The organism is Vibrio sp. 1402, from assembly GCF_033340275.1.
On record NZ_JAWOWE010000242.1, the window covers coordinates 1 to 728 of the forward strand.

Sequence of the window (728 nt, forward strand, 5' to 3'; positions counted from 1 at the left end):
GGGTAATAAAGGCGGCGTGAAAACGGCTTTGGAGATCAATGGACAACCTTTAAACGTCATTTCTGCACACCTGGATTCCAACAAAGAAGTCAAACGTGAGTTCGAAGGCAACAAGTTGATGGAAGGCATTAATCCAAATGAGGAAGTTCTGATCACTGGCGATCTCAATGAACGTGAGAAGCGCGTTGCTGAAGGCTCTGATGTGCTGTACGACCCAATTGCCCACGATGATACGCACTTAGCGAAACATGGCTTTAAGTTCAAACCACTCGATAGCCATACTTACATGCAGCTAGATAAGCACACTGGCAATATTAAGCAGAAAGAAGGCCGAGATCGCCCTGACTTCGGTGAGCTGGATAACACTGGTTTAACCAACAAAACGGGCAACTTACAGAACCACCAAACCAGTGTTATCACTGATGGTTTTGAGAATGTCAGCGACCATAAGCCAGTGCAGTCAACATTCGAAGTCAGAAGCTTTTCTCAAAAGTTGATTGAAAACGCATTTACTCAAAATGCCAATGACTTTAAAAATGATGCCGCCTATCTGAAGCCAGGCACGAACCCAGCTAACGCAACGTTTGATGATGTGACCTCTGCTAACCAAGCACGTCTGGGTTTAGAAAACTTAAACCCGAATGAACAAGCATTCGTGAAAGAGAATTTTGCGAGCTTTATTATCGGTAAAGACGCGATCTTCAGCCAGCTAACTAGCGGCTTTATGG

At 44.6% G+C, this 728-nt stretch carries 1 pseudogene; it reads left to right on the top strand.

The annotated features are described in order from the left end of the window. Nucleotides 1-728: pseudogene (locus tag R7044_RS25340) on the top strand (VPA0450 family T3SS effector inositol phosphatase); the annotation flags it as partial.